15 protein-coding genes and 1 riboswitch are annotated in these 18,980 nt (G+C 67.3%); of the genes, 6 read left to right on the forward strand and 9 right to left on the reverse strand.

Annotated features, from left to right (window positions below):
* Positions 1 to 30: 30 nt before the first annotated feature.
* The 3 genes from nrdR to EJP69_RS00305 form a co-directional block, all read right to left on the reverse strand.
* Positions 31 to 474 carry a transcriptional regulator NrdR gene (nrdR, locus tag EJP69_RS00295; protein WP_007836918.1) on the reverse strand — a complete coding sequence of 148 codons (444 nt, stop codon included), beginning with the start codon at positions 472 to 474 and terminating at the stop codon, positions 31 to 33.
* Between the two features lie 33 nt (positions 475 to 507).
* Positions 508 to 1,752 (reverse strand): serine hydroxymethyltransferase, encoded by a 1,245-nt coding sequence (gene glyA, locus EJP69_RS00300; protein ID WP_093202774.1) that lies wholly within the window; start codon positions 1,750 to 1,752, stop codon positions 508 to 510.
* Between the two features lie 41 nt (positions 1,753 to 1,793).
* Positions 1,794 to 1,919, reverse strand: a riboswitch (ZMP/ZTP riboswitch).
* 43 nt (positions 1,920 to 1,962) lie between these two features.
* The gene (locus EJP69_RS00305) at positions 1,963 to 2,802 is read right to left on the reverse strand and encodes a lytic transglycosylase domain-containing protein (RefSeq protein ID WP_093202772.1); all 840 of its coding nucleotides are present in this window, start codon (positions 2,800 to 2,802) and stop codon (positions 1,963 to 1,965) included.
* Between the two features lie 671 nt (positions 2,803 to 3,473).
* On the opposite strand from EJP69_RS00305, the gene EJP69_RS00310 reads away from it, so the two are divergent.
* Together EJP69_RS00310 and EJP69_RS00315 are read left to right on the forward strand one after the other, a co-directional pair.
* Entirely contained in the window at positions 3,474 to 7,298 is a 3,825-nt protein-coding gene (locus EJP69_RS00310; RefSeq protein WP_126468375.1) for a DUF748 domain-containing protein, read from the forward strand.
* Between the two features lie 218 nt (positions 7,299 to 7,516).
* The gene (locus EJP69_RS00315; protein WP_126468376.1) at positions 7,517 to 10,369 is read left to right on the forward strand and encodes a DUF349 domain-containing protein; all 2,853 of its coding nucleotides are present in this window, start codon (positions 7,517 to 7,519) and stop codon (positions 10,367 to 10,369) included.
* Positions 10,370 to 10,467: 98 nt separating this feature from the next.
* On the opposite strand, the gene EJP69_RS00320 is transcribed toward EJP69_RS00315, so the two are convergent.
* The 6 genes from EJP69_RS00320 to EJP69_RS00345 form a co-directional block, all read right to left on the reverse strand.
* A complete protein-coding gene (locus EJP69_RS00320; RefSeq protein WP_093202764.1) occupies positions 10,468 to 11,064 on the reverse strand; it encodes a hypothetical protein in 597 nt (198 codons plus the stop codon).
* A gap of 93 nt (positions 11,065 to 11,157) precedes the next feature.
* Positions 11,158 to 11,949: a M90 family metallopeptidase gene (locus EJP69_RS00325; protein WP_126468377.1), complete on the reverse strand. Its 792-nt coding sequence runs from the start codon at positions 11,947 to 11,949 to the stop codon at positions 11,158 to 11,160.
* Between the two features lie 17 nt (positions 11,950 to 11,966).
* Positions 11,967 to 12,743, reverse strand: a complete 777-nt coding sequence (locus tag EJP69_RS00330) for a UDP-2,3-diacylglucosamine diphosphatase (RefSeq protein WP_093306183.1) — start codon at positions 12,741 to 12,743, stop codon at positions 11,967 to 11,969.
* 37 nt (positions 12,744 to 12,780) lie between these two features.
* Positions 12,781 to 13,293, reverse strand: a complete 513-nt coding sequence (locus tag EJP69_RS00335) for a peptidylprolyl isomerase (protein WP_093306184.1) — start codon at positions 13,291 to 13,293, stop codon at positions 12,781 to 12,783.
* Between the two features lie 24 nt (positions 13,294 to 13,317).
* Positions 13,318 to 13,911, reverse strand: coding sequence for a peptidylprolyl isomerase (locus EJP69_RS00340; RefSeq protein WP_093202753.1), 594 nt, complete (start codon positions 13,909 to 13,911; stop codon positions 13,318 to 13,320).
* Between the two features lie 81 nt (positions 13,912 to 13,992).
* Positions 13,993 to 14,583: a tetratricopeptide repeat protein gene (locus EJP69_RS00345; RefSeq protein WP_093202751.1), complete on the reverse strand. Its 591-nt coding sequence runs from the start codon at positions 14,581 to 14,583 to the stop codon at positions 13,993 to 13,995.
* A 204-nt stretch (positions 14,584 to 14,787) separates the two neighbouring features.
* Between EJP69_RS00345 and cysS the strand changes: the two genes are divergently transcribed.
* The 4 genes from cysS (at position 14,788) to tilS (ending at position 18,959) form a co-directional block, all read left to right on the forward strand.
* A complete protein-coding gene (gene cysS / locus EJP69_RS00350) occupies positions 14,788 to 16,164 on the forward strand; it encodes a cysteine--tRNA ligase (RefSeq protein ID WP_093202748.1) in 1,377 nt (458 codons plus the stop codon).
* A 17-nt stretch (positions 16,165 to 16,181) separates the two neighbouring features.
* On the forward strand, positions 16,182 to 16,832 hold the full coding sequence (locus EJP69_RS00355) for a DNA-3-methyladenine glycosylase family protein (RefSeq protein ID WP_126468378.1): 651 nt from the start codon (positions 16,182 to 16,184) through the stop codon (positions 16,830 to 16,832).
* A 150-nt stretch (positions 16,833 to 16,982) separates the two neighbouring features.
* On the forward strand, positions 16,983 to 17,966 hold the full coding sequence (locus tag EJP69_RS00360) for an acetyl-CoA carboxylase carboxyltransferase subunit alpha (protein ID WP_093202743.1): 984 nt from the start codon (positions 16,983 to 16,985) through the stop codon (positions 17,964 to 17,966).
* 15 nt (positions 17,967 to 17,981) lie between these two features.
* On the forward strand, positions 17,982 to 18,959 hold the full coding sequence (gene tilS / locus EJP69_RS00365; RefSeq protein ID WP_126468379.1) for a tRNA lysidine(34) synthetase TilS: 978 nt from the start codon (positions 17,982 to 17,984) through the stop codon (positions 18,957 to 18,959).
* Positions 18,960 to 18,980 lie beyond the last annotated feature (21 nt).

An 18,980-nucleotide genomic window follows, 5' to 3' on the forward strand; every position in this document is an offset into this window, starting at 1 on the left:
GGAGGATGAAGGGTGAGGGGGAGGGCGCGGCTAGATGTCGCGCAGCAGCTGCCTGAACTCGTCCACGTCCTCGAAGCTGCGGTAGACCGAGGCGAAGCGCACGTAGGCGACCTTGTCGAGCTTCTTGAGTTCGCGCATGACGAGCTCGCCGACCTTCGTCGAATCGATTTCGCGCAGGCCGCTGGCCAGCAGCTTCTGCTCGATGCGCAGCAGGGCGTTGTCGATCTGTTCGATGCTCACGGGGCGCTTGCGCAGCGCCAGCATCATGGAGGCACGCACCTTGGTCGAGTCGAAGTCGGCGCGGCTGCCGTCCTTCTTCACGACCACGGGAAAGTTGACGTCGGGCCGCTCGTAGGTGGTGAAGCGCTTGTCGCAGGCGCTGCACTGGCGGCGCCTGCGGACGAAGTCGGCGTCTTCCGAAACGCGGGTCTCGACGACCTGCGTTTCAAGATGGCCGCAAAAGGGGCATTTCATGCGGCCACGTCTTCTTCTACTGTCTGGAAGGAATCAGCGGTAGACAGGGAAGCGGCTCGTCAGGGCGTGAACCTTGGCGCGCACGGCTTCGATGTTCGCCGCGTCGCGCGGGTTCTCGAGCACGTCGGCAACCAGGTTCGCGGTGATGCGGGCCTCTTCGTCCTTGAAGCCGCGGGTGGTCATGGCTGGGGTGCCGATACGCACGCCGCTGGTGACCATCGGCTTTTCCGGGTCGTTGGGGATCGCGTTCTTGTTGATCGTCATGTGGGCGCTGCCCAGCACGGCTTCGGCTTCCTTGCCGGTGATGCCCTTGGCGCGCAGGTCGACCAGCATCACGTGGCTCTCGGTGCGCCCACTCACGATGCGCAGGCCGCGCTGCGTGAGGGTCTCCGCCACGATCTGAGCGTTCTTGACCACCTGCTGCTGGTAGGTCTTGAACTCGGGCGACATCGCTTCCTTGAAGGCGACGGCCTTGGCGGCGATCACGTGCATCAGCGGGCCGCCTTGCAGGCCCGGGAAGATCGCGCTGTTGATGGCCTTCTCGTGCTGCGACTTCATCAGGATGATGCCGCCGCGCGGGCCGCGCAGGCTCTTGTGGGTGGTGGAGGTGACCACGTCGGCATGCGGCACCGGGTTGGGGTACACGCCCGCGGCCACGAGGCCGGCGTAGTGGGCGATGTCGACCATGAAGATCGCGCCGACGTCCTTGGCCACCTTGGCGAAGCGCTCGAAATCGATGCGCAGCGAGTAGGCCGATGCGCCCGCGATGATCAGCTTGGGCATGTGCTCATGCGCCTTGCGCTCCATCGCGTCGTAGTCGATCTCTTCCTTCTCGTTCAGGCCGTAGCTCACGACGTTGAACCACTTGCCGCTCATGTTCAGCGGCATGCCGTGGGTCAGGTGGCCGCCTTCGGCAAGGCTCATGCCCATGATGGTGTCGCCGGGCTTCAGGAAGGCGAGCATCACGGCCTCGTTGGCCGAGGCGCCGCAGTGCGGCTGCACGTTGGCGGCGTCGGCGCCGAAGATCTGCTTGATGCGGTCGATGGCCAGCTGCTCGGCCACGTCGACGTGCTCGCAGCCGCCGTAGTAGCGCTTGCCCGGATAGCCTTCGGCGTACTTGTTGGTGAGCTGCGAGCCCTGGGCTGCCATGACGGCCGGCGAGGCGTAGTTCTCGCTGGCGATCAGCTCGATGTGGTGTTCCTGGCGCGCGTTTTCGGCTTGAATCGCAGCCCAGATTTCGGGATCGGTCTGTTCGACCAGGATATTGCGTTGGTACATGGCAGTCCTTTGAAGACGAGGTCCTTGTTCTTCAACCAAACAAGGGCTGCCCAGGCGAACGGCTGAACGCCTGTTGTGGCCAGGCGGCACGCTTCCCAGTGGTATTCCACGTCAGCGCGTGGCACCTTGTTCGGGTGCTGCGCCTATCGCCAGTCGCGTACCGGCCGAGTGTAGCTCAGGAGCCCACACCCGGACCGCAATGTTCCTTCTTCAGGAAACGGAAGAAAGCAGGGCCACCTTGGCCGGCTCGGAGCCTTCCTCGCGCTTGGCCGGAGGCACCGCCACGGGGATGGGCTGCGGGCGCACGGTCGGCGGCGTGACCGTCGACGGCGCGCGGCCGTTGGCCACCTGCAGCAGGCGCTCGTGCTCGGCCATCACCTTGGCGGCGTAGCCGCCGTCGTCCTCGAGGTTGGCCGCGCCCACGTAGTAGCGCAGGCCGCCTTCGAGGGAGCCGGCGCGCGCGATGCATTCCTGCAGCACCTTCACGCCGACGCGCATGTTGGTCACGGGGTCGAACGCGGTGAGCGTGCCGCCCGCGCTCTCGTACTTGTCGCCGTGCACGCGGGTCATGACCTGCATCAGGCCCTGCGCGCCGACCTGGCTCTGGGCGAAGGGGTTGAAGCTGGATTCGACGGCCATGATCGCGAGGATCAGCGTCGGGTCGATCTTGGTGCGCTTGCCGATGCCGTAGGCCTCGGCCACCAGCACGCTCAGCGGCTCGGCGGCCACGCGGTATTTCTTGCTCAGCCAGTAGGCCACGGCGGCCTGCTGCTTGGGCAGGTCGGCGGGGCTCGCAGCCGTGGTGCGCTCGATGGCGGTCGGCTCGAGGTCGGTGGCTTCGGGCGCGGGCTTGCGCGACTGCAGCCAGCCCATCAGCTCCTCTTCGCCGGTCTTGCGCAGGTCGGGCCGCGCCACCAGGGCGAGGGCCGCGAACACGATGGCCAGACCGACCAGTGCGAACCCGTTGTGGGTTATTTCAAAAAAGCCGTCTGCCACGTCGGACACGAAAGTCCGTAGCCCGCGGGCCGTGACATCAAACGCCTTGTTCATCGCTCTTCCTTTCTGTGCGGCACCCGAGTCGCAACGCCATGGAAGGCGAGGGATGAAGGCGGCGGCGCTTGGATTGGTACGAATCAGGCTCCGCGCATGGAGTGAAGGGTTGGTTGGGAGCGCGGCGGCCTGATCAAGCCGGGGGAATTCGGCAGCGGATTCAGGTGGCCCCTCTGCGTCGGGCAGTCAGGGCAGCGCGGATTCTAGCGTGGCTAAATACCCGGTCAAGCATAAGTATTTGTTTTCTTATGCTAATAGATGTTTAAAAAATTGGCTCCCGTGGAGGCGTTTAGGCTTACGGGAAATCCCTTTGTAAAACACGTTTGCAATCGGAGGGAGCGACGCCTAATCTGGACGGGCCTGGCTTTTCAGGCGTTCTTCCGAGGCCCGGGAAACCCGAGGTGCAAGTCCGAGGGTTCAGCGGTCGAGGAGTCACGGTGGCAATCTCTTGCTGCCAGCACGGCGGGAACCATTGACTTCCGGTCGCGCGAATCGATGGCATGGGTTTTGTGCCCGCCATCAAGCCCGGTGACAAGACATTCCGTCGACTCACCGGGCTTTCTTCATCTGGGAGATCCGATGAAGGCCTTTCTCCGGTAATTCTTCCGGGACGGGGCCTGCGTCCTTTCTGCGTACGTAGCGTTGGCGCATGTTTGCGGCACACTCCAGCGATGGACGTAGCTACGATCAAACAGAACAAATGGGTGCGGCGTGGGATCGTCGCGTTGCTGGCGCTACTTGCTTTCTGGGTCATCGCCTGGCTGGCCGTTCCGCCGATCGCCAAGAGCCAGCTCCAGAAGATCGCGAGCGAAAAGCTCGGCCGGCAGGTAACAGTCGGCAAGATCGACTTCAAACCCTGGACCCTCGAACTCGCGCTGAACGACCTGCGCATCGCCACCGCCGACGGCAGCAAGCCGCAGGTGGCCATCAACCGCATCTATGCCGACGCGGAGCTGCAATCGATCTTCCGCCTCGCGCCGGTGATCGACGCCGTCACCATCGACGGCCCGGCCATCCTGCTCACGCACCTGGCGGACGGCAAGTACGACATCGACGACATCCTGGCCAAGCTCTCGGCCGGCCCGCCGCCCGACCCGAACGCCAAGCCTGCGCGCTTCGCCATCTACAACATCGCGATCAATGGCGGCTCCGTCGACTTCGACGACCAGACCGTCAAGCGCAAGCACGAGCTGCGCGACTTCGTGCTCAAGGTGCCTTTCCTGAGCAACCTGGATTCCAAGCGCGACATCAATACGGAGCCCAAGCTCGCCTTCGCGCTCAACGGCAGCAAGTTCGATTCGGCCGCCTTCACAACGCCTTTCGCCGACAACCGCAAGACCGACGCCCATGTGCAGTTCAAGGGGCTTGACCTCGCGCCTTACCTCGGCTACATCCCCGGCGGCCTGCCGGTGAAGCTGCAGGCGGGCAGCCTCGATGCCGACCTGAAGATCGGCTTCGAGCAGGGCGCGACCACAGGCCTGAAGATCACCGGCACGGTCGAGGCCCACACCACCAAGGTCGCCGACGCGCGCGGCCGCGACCTGCTGGCCTTCGAGTCGCTCAAGCTGGCACTGGCCGACGTGCGGCCGCTGGAGTCGGTGTTCCACCTGAGCGAAGTGGCCCTGGCCAATCCGCAGCTCGCCGTGGCGCGCGACGCGGCCGGCAAGCTCAACCTGCTCGCGACCGACCCGGCTACCGGAGCAGCCGAGAAGGTCGCCTCGCCACCAGCCGCGGCAGCGAGCGCGCCGGCGGCAGGCAAGCCCGCGCCGAAGCCGGCGCTGAAGGTGCAGGTGGACAAGGTGGCGCTGAACGGCGGGCGCGTCGGCTGGCGCGACGAAACCGTCAACCCCGCGGCGGCGGTCGACCTGACCGACCTCGGCATCGATGTCTCGGGCGTCACGTGGCCGATGGAGAAGCCGGCCGAATTCAGCGGCAGTACCGCCATTGCCGGCGCCTCGCTCAAGTTCAAGGGCAACGCCACCGACAAGGTGGCCGACGTGCAGACCGAGGTCGACGCGCTGCCGCTGTCGCTGGCTGCCCCCTACCTGGCGCAGAGCCTGGAGCCGACGCTCGACGGCAAGCTCAGCGGCCAGATCGACATCGCCTGGGCCCAGCCCGACCTGAAGTTCAAGGCCCGCCGCCTGTCCGCCGACGGGCTGGCGCTGACCCAGGGCAAGACTGCCCTGGCCAGCGTCGGGCGCTTCGAGCTGGTCGACGCCGAGGCCGACATGACGAAGCACACGCTGAACGTGGCCTCGTTCACCGCGACCAACCCCAAGGTGCGCGTGGAGCGCGACAGCGAGAAGCGCTGGATGTTCGAGCGCTGGCTCAAGACGCCGGCCGGCGGCGGCACGAAGGAAGCCGAGGCCAAGGTCGCCGCGCCCAAGCCCGCGGCCGCCGAAACGCCGCAGCCGGGCGCCAACACCAAGCCCTGGGCGCTGACCATCGGCACGCTGGCGGTCGACAACGGCGCGCTTTCCTATTCGGACAAGGCCAGCGCGACACCGGTGACGGTCGAAGTCACGGCCTTCAAGCTGCATGCCCAGAAGCTCGCGCCCGAAACCAGCACGACTTCGCCGCTGGAGGTTTCGGGCCGTATCGGCTCCGGACGCTCTGAACCGGGCCGCTTCGACTACAAGGGCAACATCGTGCTCAAGCCGCTCGCGGCCGAGGGCAGGGTGGAGGTGGTGTCGTTCCCCGCGCATACCTTCAAGGCCTACTACGCCGATGCGCTCAACGTCGACATCCGCCGCGCCTTCGCGAGCTATCGCGGCACGGTGCGCTACGCGACCTCGCCTGCGGGCATGAGCGTCAAGCTGTCCGGCGATACGGCGCTCGACGACTTCCGCGCCAACAGCGTCTCGCTGACCCAGTCGCCCGGCTTCGACCGCAACAACAACCAGCTGCTGAGCTGGAAGACCCTGAGCCTGCGCGGCCTGCAGGTCAGCATGGCGCCCAACGCGCCTCCGAACGTGGACGTGCGCGAAACCACGCTCACCGACTTCTTCGCCCGCGTGATCGTCGACCCCACCGGCCGCCTCAACCTGCTGAGTCTGACCAAGAAGGGCGAGGCCGAAGCGACCGCAGCCGCCGCGGCTGCCGGCGAGGCCAGCACTCGCAAGGGGCCGGGCGGAACGACCACCACGACGACTGCCCGGGCGACGGCACAGCGGCCCGCCGGCCGCGCGGTGTCGGCGGAAGAAATGGTCGGCGGAGCGCCCGAGCCCGCCAAGCCGGCGGCCACCGTCGCGGCGGCACCCGCACCAGCGGCGACCGACGCAGGGCCGGCGCCGGTCATCAACTTCGGCCCGATGAGCCTGGTCAACGGCAAGATCGACTTCACCGACCTGTTCGTCAAGCCCAACTACTCGGCCGACCTGAGCGAGCTGACCGGCAAGCTCAGTTCCTTCTCGTCGAACCCGCCCAAGGGCGAGAGCGGCCGGCCCGCGCTGGCCGACCTCGAGCTGCGCGGCAAGGCCCAGCAGACCGCGGCGCTGGAAATCACCGGCAGGCTCAATCCGCTGGCCAAGCCGCTCGAACTCGACATCACGGCCAAGATGCGCGACCTCGATCTGGCGCCGTTGTCGCCGTACTCGGTGCGCTACGCCGGCCATGGCATCGAGCGCGGCAAGATGAGCATGGACGTCAACTACAAGGTCGCGCCCGATGGCCAGCTGACGGCAACCAACAAGCTGGTGCTCAACCAGCTGCAGTTCGGCGACGAGGTGGCCGGCTCCACCAACAGCCTGCCCGTGAAGCTGGCCGTGGCGCTGCTGGCCGACCGCAACGGCGTGATCGACGTCGACCTGCCGCTCAGCGGCTCGCTCAACGATCCGCAGTTCAGCGTCGGCCCGCTGATCTGGAAGGCCGTGGTCAATCTGGTCGTGAAGGCCGTGACCGCGCCGTTCAGCCTGCTCACGGGCGGCCTGGGCGGCGGCAGCGGCGAATCGAGCGCCATCACCTTCGAGCCCGGCGGTTCCGAACTCAGTGCTTCCGCCAAGGAAAGCCTCGACAAGGTCGCCAAGGCGCTGACCGACCGGCCCACGCTGCAGATGACCGTGGTCGGCACCTCCAGCCTCGAGAAGGAGCGCGACGCCTACCAGCGCCAGCGCGTGCGCCAGCTCGCCTACGCCGAGAAGCGCCGCGTTGCGGTGCGCGGCGGCCAGACCGGCACCGACGTGCCGCCCGTCACCGACGCCGAATACCCCGAACTGCTGACCGCCGTTTACAAGCGCGCCGACATCACCAAGCCGCGCAACATGGTCGGCCTGGCCAAAGACCTGCCGCTGCAGGACATGGAAAAGCTGCTGTTCGCCAGCGTGCCGGTCGACGAGGAGTCGATGCGCCAGCTCGCCGTCGAGCGTGGAGCGGCCGTGCGCGACTACCTGCTCTCGAAGAAGCTGCCGAGCGAGCGGCTCTTCCTGGGCGCGGTGCGTACCAGCGCCAGCGGCAGCGACTGGAAGCCGGGCGCCGAGCTCAGCCTGACCATGAAGTAACCCGATACCGAACGGGCGGGCGCGATCGGGCCCGCCGACTTGGTTTTTTCCTCCGGCTTGCTATATATGTAGTCCGTCGGCTCCACCACCCACGACCCCGCGCGCGTCTCCGTTTCGGTACGGATTTCTGCGGGCGACCGCAAGTGGGTGAAAATGTCGATGTGCGCCGGCCTTTGCCGGCGCCTTCGCTTTCTCTACCAAGACAACGATTTCGCGCAGTGACCTCTACTTCTTCCAAGCCACACGACATTCAGGCCCTCGACACGCTCACCGGCGGCGCCTTCACCGCGCCGACTTCCGGCGAGCGCGCCGCGCGCATCCGCGACTGGCTCGCGGGCAACCCGGCGCCCGAGCAGATGCAGGAAGTCTTCAAGGAACTGAGCGGTCGTGACAAGGGTGCCGCGCGCCTGCTGCGCGAAAAGCTCGACGAACTCAAGCGCGCCAAGGGCCAGGAGGCGATTGCCGCCGAATGGGCACAGAAGGCGGAAGCCCTCGTCGCCCAGTCCAAACTCAACATCGCCGACGCGCTCGCCTGGCAGCGCGACGCCGCCAAGGCGGGCGCGCCGCTGTCGCGCGAGCCGCTGGCCGGCCTGAAGCTCAAGCTGTCCGAGCGCGTCAAGGGCATCGAAGACCTGCAGCATCGCGCGCAGGTGCACCGCGAAGCCGCGGTGCTGCTGGCGCAGCGCTTCGAAGTGCTGTCCACCAAGGGCTGGCAGGATGCCCAGGTCGCCGAGGAATCGCTGCGCGCCGACGTGACGCACTGGCAGCAGCAGGCGGCCGAGATCGTCGCCGATACCAACTGGAGCAGCCTCGACGCCAAGTTCGCGCCGCAGCTCGAATCCTCCAAGTCGCAGTTGCTGGTGGTGTCCGACGCCTTCCACAGCGCGCTGGCGCAGGCCGTTGCCGCCGCCGCCGATGCCGCGGCACCGCTGCCGCCCGTGCCCGTGTGGGCCGATGAACTGCGCGCCGCGCGTGGCGAGGTCGTGGCGCCCAAGCCCGCTGCTCCCGCCCGTCCGGCTGCCCCCAAGGTCGACCCGGCCGTGCGTGCCGCCGCCCAGGACGCCGTTCAGGCCGCGCTGACCAAGCTCGAGCAGGAAACTGCCGAAGGCCACGGCAAGGCCAGCGCCGGCGCGGCCGCCGCGCTGCGCGCCGTGCTCAAGGAGCATGGCAAGCTGGTCGAGGCACCGCTCGAAGCCCGCGTGCATGCCGCGCTGGTGGCTGCCGGCGAACTCGAAGGCTGGCAGCGCTGGAGCGCCGACAAGGTCCGCGAAGACCTCGTCGCCAAGGCCGAGGGGCTGCTCAAGCGTCCCGAAGGCCAGGCCCTCGGCGGCCGCAAGATGCAGGAAACGCTGCGCTCCCTGCGCGACCAGTGGAAGCAGGCCGACCAGGGCGGCGTGCCCAACCATGCGCTCTGGAAGCGCTTCGACGAAGCCTGCAACGAAGCCCACAAGGTGGTCGAGGCCTGGCTCGAGAAGGTCCGCGCCGATGCGGCCGAGCACCGCGCCCTGCGCGTCGCGCTGATCGAGGAGGTCAAGGCCTGGGCTGCCGAGCATGCCGGCGCCACCGACCTGAAGGCGCACAACCGCGCGCTGCACCAGTTCGCCGACCGCTGGCGCGACGCCGGCCATGTGGGCGAGAAGGTGTTCGCCGAGCTGCAGCCGCTGTGGAACGAAGCCTTCGGCGCCGCCCGTGCACCGTTCGAGACGGCGCAGAAGGCCAGCGTCGAGCGCCGCCAGGCCATGATCGCCGAGGCGACCGAGCTCGGCGCGCAGCCGGTGCTGCGCATCGACGCCGTCAAGGCGCTGCAGCAGCGTTGGCAGGCTGAGGCGCAGAGCGTGCCGCTCGATCGCCGCCATGAACAGAAGCTGTGGGACGCCTTCCGCGCGCCCATCGACGAAGCCTTCAACCGCAAGACCGCCGAGCGCGAGAAGGCGTCGGCCGCGATGAACGCGCACGACCGCCACGTGCTCGAGGCATCCAAGGCGCTCGACGCGGCCAATGCCGGCGGCGATGCGCAGAAGATCCGCGCGGCCATTGCCGGCCTCGAAGCCGCGCTGCGTGGCGAGGTGCCGCCGCCCGCTCCCAAGGCCGACGGTCCGTCGGTCGGCGCGACCGAGGTCGTGGCGCCGGGGCAGGCAGCCGCCGAATTCAGTGAAAGCGCCGAACAGGCGCCCAGCCCGAGTGACGCGGAAGCATCGCCCGGCACGCACGCCGATCCAGCCGCGGCGCCCGCCGCTTCGACGGACCTCGTGGCGCCTGCAGACGGTGCCGACGCTTCGGCACGCACCGATGGCGCGGCGCACGACGCGGGCGAAGCTGCAGCAGCCGTCGAAGCACCGGCCGCGGCGCCGAAGGCCGCGCCCAAGCCCGTCGTGGCCATGCGCGGCGATGACCGTCCGAGCAGCAAGAAGGCCGAGCCGGCACCTGCCGCGCGCGGCGGGGCCGGCGGCCGCTTCGGCGACCGCCGCGATGGCGGCCGTCCCGGTGCCGGTGGCCCGGGTCGTCCCGGCGGCGATCGCGGTGATCGTGGAGCCCCTCGCGGTGGCGACCGTGGCGCGCCCGGCGGCCGTTTCGGCGATCGTCCTCCGCGCGAAGACCGCGGCCCGCGCCTGGGCGACGCTGCCTTCCGTGCACAGCGCGAAGCTCTCGAGCGTGCCGACATGGCGCTGCGCAAGCTCGCGGCGCAGGCCCATGGCGAAGCCCTGACCCAGGTGCTGGGCGCCTGGGAGCAGCGCGACGCCAGCCGTCTGCCGAGCATCCAGGAACTGGGTCGCGCGGTTACGCCGGCCGTGCGCAGCGGCTGGTCGCAAGCCATCGGCTCCGCGCCGACGGCTGCGGCGAACGATGCCGCCGAAGCGCTGCTGCGCCTCGAAATGGCTGCCGAGGTGCCGACGCCCGCCGAGCAACTCGACGCGCGTCGTGCACTGCAGCTCAAGCTGCTGACGAAGCGCGGCGACCCGGCGCCTGCCCAGACCTGGGGCCAGGACGCCGGCAAGGTGCTGGCCGCGGCCCACGATGCCGCCAGCGCGCGGCGTCTGCAGAACGCGCTGAAGGCGCTGCTGCGGAAGTAAGGGAAGAAGGCAGCCTTCGGCCACGAAAAAGGCGCCCCGCGGGGCGCCTTTTTCATTGGCGCGTCAGCGCCGATGCCGAGTTTCTCTCAGACGTTCTTTCAGACCTTTTCGCCGATGGCCGGTGTCTGCACGGTGCCAGCCTGCTCGGCCAGGTAGCTGTCGCGGATCTTGCGCCGGGCGAAGAGGCCGCCGATGCCAAGCAGCAGGGCAATGGCGCCGACGATCAGCGTGCCCTTGTCCGTGGCGCTCGATGCCGCGGCCTTGTCCTTCACTTCCATGATCTTCTGCACATCGGCCAGCGACACCACGGGCTTGCCCTTGAGCTTCACTTCGTAGACCAGGTTGTTGTCCGAAGGATCGACGCGCACCTCGACGGCCTCGTCGATCAGCGGCTCGAGCTTGCTGCGGCCCACTGCGTAGTCGACGCGCCATTTCTCCGTGTTGCCGTCGGCCAGCTTGGCGTCGAGCACGAAGTAGCGGCGCGTGGTGCTGCCGCCGCGGCGGCGCTTGGTGGTCTCGGTGACTTCGCTGCCGCTGACGATCGTGCCGCTCTTCGCGACCAGGTCTTCCACGGCGGTGCCGTGCGTGTCCGAACTCGCCTTGAACTGCGCATATCCCGCCCAGCCCAGGATGCCGATGCCGAACACCAGCGCGATCCACGCCTTGCCCGTCAGCTGATAGAACCAATCCCTCATGTTGTTTACCTTTTTGGTGAGTTGATAACCCATCAATGGTAAGGGTTGTGATGCTATCGAATCGGTAGCTGAAGAGCGAGATTGGGTGAGGGATTAGAGCCTTTTAGGCAGAAAGAATTCATCGAAGATCGCGAGCACGCCGGGGAAGTCGCGGGCGAAGTTCGGGCGGTTCACGAAGTAGGCCTCGCAGGCCACCGCGAAGAACTCGCTGATCGACGTGGCGCCGTAGGCATCGAGCCACGGCGCCTCGGTGCCGAAGCGCTCCGCCTTGATGATCTGCTCGCGGAAATCGTCATAGGCGGGCTGCAGCACGGCCATCCAGGCTGCGCGGGCTGCGCGCGAATTGCGCTGGCCCGCGAAGCCGGGCGGCAATGGCGGGCAGCCGTTGGCGTCGCCGCCGCGCATGTCTATCTTGTGGGCGAACTCGTGGATGACGACGTTGTAGCCGCGCTCGCTGGTGATGCTGCTGGCCAGCACGTCGTCCCAGCTCAGCATGACGGGACCGCGGTCCATGGCCTCGCCGGCGACGACTTCGCCGTATTCGTGCACCACCTGGGCTTCGTCGATCACCTTGCGCCGCGCCACAACCTCGGAGCGGTGCACGACGATGCCGACGAAATCGTCGTACCAGTCGAGCCCGCCCTTGAGATGCAGCACGGGCAGCACGGCCTGCGCCGCGATGGCCAGTGCCACTTCGTTGGTGATGGTGAAGCCCTTCGCGCCGTGGAATTCCTTGTCGCGCAGGAATTCGGCGGTGAGCGTTCGCAGCCGCTGGCGGTCGGCATCCGGCAGCGCTCCCAGGAAGGCATAGCGCCTGAGCGTGGCCTGCCAGGCGGCTTCGGGAATCGGGGGCAGGGCGCGCAGGCGGCGCAGCCACTTGAACATTGCTGGCGGCGGCGCGGCTAGCGCAGGTCGACGCGCTGTGCGCCGGCGGCGGACAGGCAGAGGAGTTGCGCGCGCGGCGGATGCGCGTCGGCATCCCAGTCGCTCAGCACGATGCGGCGCAGGCCGTTGCCCAAGTCGTGGTCGGCCGGGCGGTGCGTATGGCCGTGCACCAGCGCATGGGCGTTGGCGCGATGCAGCCAGTCGCGCGCCGCGGCGGTATCGACATCGGCCCAGACCATCGACGGATTGCGCTTGCGGTCTTCGCTCTGCACGCGCATGGAGCGCGCGAGCGCGCGGCGCTCTTCCAGCGGCCGGGCGAGGAATGCGGCCTGCCACCCGGGCGTGCGCACCTGCGCGCGGAACTTGAGGTAATCGGTGTCCTCGAGGCAGAGGATGTCGCCGTGGCTCAGCAGCCAGCGCCGGCCGTGCAGCACCAGCACCGTCGGGTCATCGAGCAGGGTGAGGCTGCATTGCGCGGCGAACGCGGCACCGACGAGAAAGTCGCGGTTGCCGTGCATGAAGAACACCGGCAGCCGCTGCGCGGTCTGGCGCAGGAGTTCGGCGCATTGCGCCTCGAAGCCGGGCTGGGTGGCGGAATCGTCGCCCACCCACACCTCGAACAGGTCGCCGAGGATGATGAGGGCGTCCGCCGGCGTGGTCTGCAGGTAGCCTTGCCAGGCCTCGAAGGTGGCTGGCTCGCCGGCCTGCAGGTGCAGGTCGGAGATGAGGTCGACCGTGCGCCATGCGGGCGGCGCCACCAGCTCCGAAAAGGCCGGGTTCGCCACCGTGCTCATGCCGCCGCCGCTGCTGCCGAGCCGAGCCGATCGCCGGTCATTCGGCGATGACGACGGCCTTTTCGATCACGACGTCCTCGAGGGGCACGTCGTCATGGAAGCCCTTGCGGCCGGTCTTCACGCCCTTGATCTTGTCGACCACCTCGGTGCCCTTGGTGACCTTGCCGAACACGGCATAGCCCCAGCCCTGGGCCGTGGGGGCGGTGTGGTTCAGGAAGCCGTTGTCGGCCACGTTGATGAAGAACTGGGCGGTGGCCGAGTGGGGCGCGCTGGTGCGGGCCATGGCCACGGTGTAGTTGTCGTTCTTCAGGCCGTTGTTGCCTTCGTTCTGGATCTCGGCGTCGGTGGGCTTCTGCTTCATGCCGGGCTCGAAACCGCCGCCTTGCACCATGAAGCCGGGGATCACGCGGTGGAACACCGTGTTGTCGTAGTGACCCTTCTTCACGTACGCGACGAAGTTCTCGGCCGACTTCGGCGCCTTGTCGGCGTCGAGTTCGAGCGTGATCACGCCGAGGTTCTTGATGTGCAGTTCGATTTGGGGATTGCTCATGAGAGGACTCCTACTTGAAAGGGATTACTTCGCCACCACGGTGGCGGACTTGATGGTGACGGCCTCGAGCGGCACGTTCTGCATGCCGCCCTTGTTGCCGGTGGCCACCGCGCGGATCTTGTCGACCACATCGGTGCCGGCAACGACCTTGCCGAACACGGTGTAGCCGTAGCCGTCGGGGTTGGGGGCGTTGAGCGAGTCGTTGTTCTTCACGTTGATGAAGAACTGCGAGGTCGCCGAGTTGGGGTTGCCGGTGCGGGCCATGGCGATCGTGTACTTGTCGTTCTTCAGGCCGTTGCTGGCTTCCAGCGGAATGGGGGCGCGCGTGGACTTTTGCTGCAGGTCGGCCGTGAAGCCGCCGCCCTGGATCATGAAGCCGTCGATCACGCGGTGGAAGACCGTGCCGTCGTAGTGCTTGTCCTTGACGTACTGCAGGAAGTTCTCGACCGTCTTGGGCGCCTTGGCCTCGTCGAGCTCGACCACGATGTCGCCGGCCGAGGTGGCGAGCTTGACGCGCGGCGTTGCCGATTGCGCGTGGCCGGTGGCGGCGAACGCGAAGGCTGCGGCCAGCACGAGGGCGCCGCGGCGGCTGAAACGGGAGAGGGAGTTGATCGTCAAATGGAGCTCCGTTTGCGGATGAGGGAACGGGGCCGCGCGGTGGGCGCCATTGCGGCGCCCGGGACGGCGGCGACTGGCTGCTTACTTGCTGGTGCGGCCGACCGGCTTGCGGATGACCACGGGCGCCGCGGGCAGGGCCGCCGCCTCGGCCTCGGTCTTCGAGGTGAAGATCTGGCGGATCAGGGCGAGCTTGGGTGCGACGCTGGCGTTGGTGCTGGCGAACTGCTGGGCGCGCACGTATTCCTGTGCCGCGAGACGCGCATACACGTCACCGAGGTTTTCGTGCGCCGTGGCGTAGTTCGGGTTGAGCTTGAGCGCCTGCTCGAGGGCGGCGCGCGCCTGGTCGAACTTGCTCTGCGACGCATACAGCGCGGCCAGGTTGTTGTAGGGCTCGGAAAGCTCGGGGAAGTCCTGCGTGAGCTGCGTGAAGGCGATGATGGCCTCGGCCTGCTTGTTCTGCTCGGTGAGGATCACGCCGCGCAGGAAGCGCATCTGCGGGTCGCGCGGCTTGCCGGCGATGTAGGTGTCGGCCTTGGCGAGTGCCTCGTTCGACTTGCCCTGGCGCAGCAGCGCGTTCACGTCGTCGTACTCGTTCGCATGGGCTGCGGAGCCCCAGAGGCCGAACAGCAGTGCGAAGGCAATGGAGAGTCTGGAGAATGCGGCGTGCTTCATGAAGCCTCGACGGAAATGGGGGGAGATGAAGGCTTGCGGGCTTGGGGAACACCCGGACGCTGCGCGGTGGCAGCCGTTTATACTTGCCCGGATTGTAGCCGAGGGGCCATGTCGACCCCCTCGCGACCACAGTCCCCGTCACCCCTGAAAAACACCGTCTTTCGCCCGTGCCGCACGCGCGCGAAATGACGCTTTCCGAATCTCATGAGTCTGCGCATCTACAACACGCTGTCGCGTGAATTGGAGGATTTCTCCCCATTGCAACCGGGAAAGGTGCGCATGTACGTCTGCGGCATGACGGTCTACGACTACTGCCATCTCGGCCATGCCCGATCGATGATCGCCTTCGACATCGTGCAGCGCTGGCTCAAGTCGAGCGGCTTCGACGTGACCTACGTTCGCAACATCACCGACATCGACGACAAGATCATCCGCCGCGCCGTTGAAAACGGCGAAAGCATCCGCGCGCTGACCGATCGCATGATCGACGCGCTGCACGAGGACGCCGACGCGCTCGGCATCGAGCGCCCCACGCACGAGCCGCGCGCCACCGACTACATCCCGCAGATGCTGTCGATGATCGGCACGCTCGAGAAGAAGGGCCTGGCCTATCGCGCCGAGAACGGCGACGTGAACTATGCGGTGCGCAAGTTCCCGGGCTACGGCAAGCTCAGCGGCAAGTCGATCGACGAGCTGCATGCCGGCGAGCGCGTGGCCGTGCTCGACGGCAAGGACGATCCGCTCGACCCGGTGCTCTGGAAGAGCGCCAAGGCCAGCGAACCCGAAGAGGTGAAGTGGGCCAGCGAGTTCGGCGCGGGCCGCCCGGGCTGGCACATCGAGTGCTCGGCCATGGCCTGCGAACTGCTCGGCGAGACGCTGGACATCCACGGCGGCGGCGAGGACCTGCAGTTCCCGCACCACGAGAACGAGATCGCGCAGAGCGAAGGCGCGAACGGCAAGCCGCTGGCCAACTACTGGATGCACAACGGCTTCATCGTGACCGACAACGAGAAGATGTCCAAGAGCCTGGGCAACTTCTTCCTGATCCGCGACGTGCTCAAGAAGTACGACGCGGAGACGATCCGTTTCTTCGTGCTTCGCGCGCACTACCGTCGTCCGCTGAACTACAGCGACGTGCACCTCGACGATGCGCGCGCCTCGCTCAAGCGCCTGTACACGGCGCTCGACCTCGTGGCGCCTGCCGACGTGAAGATCGACTGGGCCGACCCGCACGCAGCGCGCTTCAGGGCCGCGATGGACGAAGACTTCGCGACGCCCGAAGCGGTGGCGGTGCTCTTCGAGCTGGCGGGCGAAGTGAACCGCACGCAGTCGGCCACGCAGGCCGGCCTGCTGAAGGCGCTGGGCGGCTGCCTGAACATCCTGCAGGACGACCCGAAGGCCTTCCTGCGCGCCGGAACAACGCTCGACGAAGCCACCATCCAGTCGAAGATCGACGCACGCGCCGCCGCCAAGGCAGCGAAGAACTTCGCCGAAGCCGACCGCATCCGCCAGGAACTCCTCGAGCAGGGCATCGTGCTCAAGGATTCGCCCACGGGCACGACCTGGGCGGCTGCGCAGTGAACGGAACGACGAACCCCATGCCCGCCCCCAGGAAGTCCAGCGTCACGATCTACACGCCGGACTATTGGGAGGAGGCATGCAAGCATCTCTCCCGGAAAGACCGCGTCATGAAGCGGCTGATTCCGAAGTTCGGCGACGCCTGCCTGGAGTCGCGCGGCGACGCGTTCACCACGCTCGCGCGCAGCGTGGTCGGCCAGCAGATCTCGGTGAAGGCCGCCCAGTCGGTCTGGGACAAGTTCGCCGCGCTGCCACGCAAGCTGACGCCGGCCAACGTGCTGAAGCTCAAGGTCGACGACATGCGCGGGGCGGGGCTGTCCGCCCGCAAGATCGAGTACCTCGTCGACCTGGCCTTGCATTTCGACTCGGGCCTGGTGCACGTCGATGCATGGAAGGACATGGACGACGAGCAGATCATCGACGAGCTCGTGGCCATCCGCGGCATCGGCCGCTGGACGGCCGAGATGTTTCTCATCTTCCACCTGATGCGCCCGAACGTGCTGCCGGTAGACGACCTGGGGCTGCTCAACGGCATCAGCGTCAACTACTTTTCGGGCGACCCGGTCAGCCGCAGCGATGCCCGTGACGTCGCCGTGGCCTGGGCGCCTTATTGCAGCGTGGCGACTTGGTATATTTGGCGATCGCTGGATCCCGCTCCAGTCGCGTACTAGCAACACCCCCAGGCTGCGCGCACTTCGTGTCGCTTCGCCAACCCCCTCAAGGGGGCAACACCTGCGGCCCGGCGAAGCCGGTTCCGCGGTGTTCCTGGAATGGATGCGACGGACTTGCGGGCAGCAAACTGAAATAAACAGGAGAAGACGTTGGCGAAACGAACCTTCCTCGACTTCGAGCAGCCGATTGCCGAGCTCGAAACAAAGATCGAAGAATTGCGTTATGTGCAGACCGAATCCGCGGTCGACATCTCTGAAGAAATCGATCAGCTCGGCAAGAAGAGCCAGCAGCTCACCAAGGACATCTACAGCGACCTGACGCCCTGGCAGATCACCAAGATCGCACGGCATCCGGAGCGCCCCTACACGCTGGACTACGTCAACGAAATCTTCACCGATTTCGTCGAACTGCACGGCGACCGTCACTTCTCGGACGACCTGTCGATCGTGGGCGGTCTCGCTCGCTTCAACGGCGTGCCCTGCATGGTCATCGGTCATCAGAAGGGCCGCGACACGAAGGAGCGCACCGCGCGCAACTTCGGCATGAGCAAGCCCGAGGGTTACCGCAAGGCGCTGCGTCTGATGAAGACGGCCGAGAAGTTCAAGCTGCCGGTGTTCACCTTCGTGGACACGCCCGGCGCATACCCCGGCATCGACGCCGAGGAACGCGGCCAGTCGGAAGCCATCGGCCGCAACATCTTCGAGATGGCGCAGCTCGAGGTGCCGATCATCGTCACGATCATCGGCGAGGGCGGCTCCGGCGGCGCGCTGGCCATCTCGGTCGGCGATCAGCTGCTGATGCTGCAGTACTCGATCTACTCCGTGATCAGCCCCGAAGGCTGCGCTTCCATCCTCTGGAAGACAGGCGAGAAGGCGCAGGAAGCAGCCGATGCGCTGGGCATCACCGCGCATCGCCTGAAGGCGCTGGGCCTGGTCGACAAGATCGTGAACGAGCCCGTTGGCGGCGCGCACCGCGACCATCGCCAGATGGCGGCTTTCCTCAAGCGCGCCCTCAACGACGCCTTCCGCCAGGTCAGCGACCTGAAGCCGAAGGAGCTGCTGGAGCGCCGCTACGAGCGCCTGCAGAGCTACGGCCGCTTCAACGACACCAAGGCCGAGAGCGGCGGCAGGTAATACGCGGGCGCTGTCATGAACTCCGCTTTCGAACGCGCCATTGCCGCGTTCGAGCCGGCGCACTGGCCGCTGGCGGTGGGGTTCAGCGGAGGCGCCGATTCGACGGCCTTGCTCGCTGCCTGCGCATTGCGCTGGCCGGGGCGGGTGGTCGCTTTCCATGTGCATCACGGGCTGCAGGCCGCGGCCGACGGATTCGAGCAGCATTGCCGCTCGACCTGCGAGCGCTTGGGCGTGCGCTTGATCGTCCATCGCGTCGATGCGCGGCATGCGCAAGGCGAAAGCCCTGAGGATGCGGCGCGGCGCGCACGCTATGCGGCGTTTGCGGAAATGGCACGCAGCGGGGAGGGCGGGGTAGCCGTCCGATCCGTGGCGCTCGGGCACCATGCCGACGACCAGGTCGAGACGCTGTTGCTCGCGTTGTCGCGCGGCGCGGGGTTGCCGGGGCTGGCTGCCATGCCGGCGCATGCACGGCGCAACGGGCTCGACATCTACAGGCCGCTGCTCGGGGTTGCGGGCGCAGAGATCCGCGAATGGCTGGCCGGCCGTGACCTCCAGTGGATCGAGGACCCGACCAACGATGACGCGCGCTACACGCGCAACAGGATCCGCTCCGTGCTGCTGCCCGCGCTGGAGCAGGCCTTCCCCCAGTTTCGCGCCACCTTCGCACGCAGCGTGGGCCATGCCGCACAGGCCCAGCAGCTGCTGAACGAGCTGGCGGCCCAGGACCTGGAAAGCGTGGGGAGCCCGCCGCGCATCGCCACTCTGCAGACGCTGACGCGCGCGCGCCAGGCCAACCTGCTGCGCCACTGGCTGATGCAGTCGCACGGCTGTGCGCCCAGTGCGGCGCAGCTGGACCAGCTGCTCGACCAGGTCCGCGCGTGCGTCACGCGGGGGCATCGCATCCACCTCAAGGTGGCCGCCGGCTTCGTCGAGCGGAAGGGCGATTTCCTGCATTGGTACAATGCCCCGCCCTCGCCGAAGACTTCGCTCTGACCGCTTGCAGGGCGCCGCCTA

The organism is Variovorax gossypii (genome assembly GCF_003965815.1).
Lineage (GTDB): Bacteria > Pseudomonadota > Gammaproteobacteria > Burkholderiales > Burkholderiaceae_C > Variovorax > Variovorax gossypii.